2 protein-coding genes are annotated in these 2,556 nt (G+C 31.3%); both read right to left on the bottom strand.

Translation table 11 applies throughout. The features are described 5' to 3' along the window. Positions 1-81: 81 nt before the first annotated feature. Positions 82-504, bottom strand: a complete 423-nt coding sequence (locus Q0370_RS11695; RefSeq protein WP_299575940.1) for a hypothetical protein — start codon at positions 502-504, stop codon at positions 82-84. 33 nt (positions 505-537) lie between these two features. After that, entirely contained in the window at positions 538-2,349 is a 1,812-nt protein-coding gene (gene typA, locus Q0370_RS11700) for a translational GTPase TypA (RefSeq protein WP_299575942.1), read from the bottom strand. Between the last annotated feature and the right edge of the window lie 207 nt (positions 2,350-2,556).

The following is a 2,556-nucleotide window of genomic DNA, read 5'->3' on the forward strand; positions in this document are numbered from 1 at the left end:
ACAAGTCTAATAAATTTTATAAATTTAAAACAATAAAAAAACTGGAACTATTGAAATTTTTTTAGCTCCAGTTTTTATTTGTTATTTTTCAAAACTATCAAGCCATTCGATAAGTTCCAAAAAATCTTCTACTTTTCTTATTTGCTGTAAATATCTTAAATCTATTATTTTTTTTGATTTTCTATGATAAAAAAATTCTACATCCCACAATTGCGTCTTTACAAAACCTTCTTTTGGAGTATATTTATAAAAATCATACTTTTCAATATTTGCTCTAAAATATTTCAATTTTGCAAAACAAAGCTGATATTTTCTAAAAACTATTTCTAAAATATTATTTTGTGAAATAAACTTATGTGAAAAATATAAGCGTTCTGGTGTATTATTTCTTCTAGTTATCCATTGCCTTCTGGAATTTATTTCCAAACTATATTTTTCAATAAATTTTATTTTTTCATCTGACAACTCGGCTTTTAATTTTTCTTGAAGTTTTATATTATCCATAAAAATCACATCGCTACTAATTTATATTAATATTTAATTTTTAGAGTTTTCATATTTTTTTCTATCGTTAGCATTCAAATATTTTTTTCTAAGTCTGATAAAGTTAGGTGTAATTTCCACTAACTCATCATTTTCGATATATTCAAGTGCCAATTCCAGTGTAAATTCTTTTGGTGGCGCTAATTTTACAGCATCATCACTTCCAGCAGCCCTCATATTTGTAAGTTTTTTCCCTTTGCACACATTTACAACTAAGTCATTTTCTCTTGAATGCTCTCCGACTATCATTCCCTCGTAAACTTCCACTCCTGGCCCTATAAACAGGATTCCTCTTGGTTGTAAGTTATTTAACGAGTACCCTAAACTTGTTCCAGGTTCCATTGCGATTAAAACTCCTCTTCTTCGTCCTGTTACCTCTCCCTTGAAAGGTTCATACTCGAAGAATGAATGATTTATAATTCCTGTTCCTCTTGTTTCCGTCAAGAACTCATTTCTAAATCCAATTAATCCACGTGATGGTACTTTAAACTCAAGTCTTGTATATCCATCGCTTCCTTGATTCATATTTACCATTTCACCTTTTCTAAGCCCTAATTTTTCAATTACGACTCCTACAAACTCATCTGCAACATCGATAATTGCAAGTTCGATTGGCTCCATTTTCTGTCCATTTTCTTCTTTAAAAATAACTTCTGGCTTTGAAACTGCTACTTCGTAGCCTTCTCTTCTCATATTTTCAAGCAAAATAGATAATTGAAGCTCTCCTCTTCCTTTTACAATAAATGCATCTGGCGAATCTGTCATTTCAAGTCTCATACTCACGTTATGATTTACTTCCTTTTGCAATCTTTCCAAAATATTTCTCGAAGTTACAAATTTTCCATCCTGTCCTGCAAATGGTGAATCATTTACCATAAATGTCATAGCAAGTGTAGGCTCATCAATGTCAATTAATGGTAATGGCTTAGGATTTTCTCTACTTGCTACAGTTTCTCCTATGTCAATTTTATCAATTCCAGCGATTGTTACAATATCTCCAGCATACGCTACTTCCATTTCAACTTTTTTAAGTCCGTCATATCCATAAATTCTCGTAACTTTACCATTTACCAAGTCACCATTTCTCTTAATCAATGTAATTTCCTGATTTTTTTCAATTTTCCCGTTATAAATTCTTCCAGTTCCTAATTTTCCTACATATTCATCATATTCAGTATTTGTAACAAGCATTTGAAGCGGCTCATTCACATCTCCTTCAGGATCTTCTACATGCTCCATAATTTTATCATAAAGCGGTTTCATATCCTTATCTTCATCTTCCAGTTCCAGTTTAGCAAATCCATTTTTTGCAGACGCATAAACTACTGGAAAATCAAGCTGAATATCATTTGCTCCTAAATCTACAAATAAGTCAAAAACAGAATCCACAACTGCATCAGGATCTGAATTTGGCCTGTCAATCTTATTAACTACTACAATTGGACGAAGTCCATGCTCTAATGCCTGTTTTAATACATATTTAGTCTGTGGCATAACACCTTCAAATGCATCTACTAGAAGTAAAACAGAATCAACCATTTTCAATATTCTTTGTACTTCCCCACCAAAATCCGCATGGCCAGGAGTATCCACAATATTTATCTTATATCCATCATAATGAAATGAAGCATTTTTAGAAAAAATCGTAATTCCTCTTTCCTTCTCCAAATCATTACTATCCATAATTCTTTCATCTACTTTTTCATGTTCCCCAAATGTTCCTGCCTGTTTCAACAAAGCATCGACAAGAGTTGTTTTTCCGTGATCTACGTGTGCAATAATTGCAATATTTTTAATTTTGTTCATCCTTTATTTTAACAAATTTCTTGTTAATATTTCCTCCTTAAATTTTAAAATGTCCCCCTAAGGGCAAGGAATAGAGGTGAAATTCATGCTCTATCTATTCAAGCTGTAATAAATAATTACAAAAAGAATAAATAATCGCAATGAAATCTACCATCTCACTACCTTCTTTATATAATATTTTGTGAGTTGTGCTAAAACTCACCTAAT

The sequence above is a fragment of the uncultured Leptotrichia sp. genome, assembly GCF_938036635.1.
GTDB lineage: Bacteria > Fusobacteriota > Fusobacteriia > Fusobacteriales > Leptotrichiaceae > Leptotrichia > Leptotrichia hongkongensis.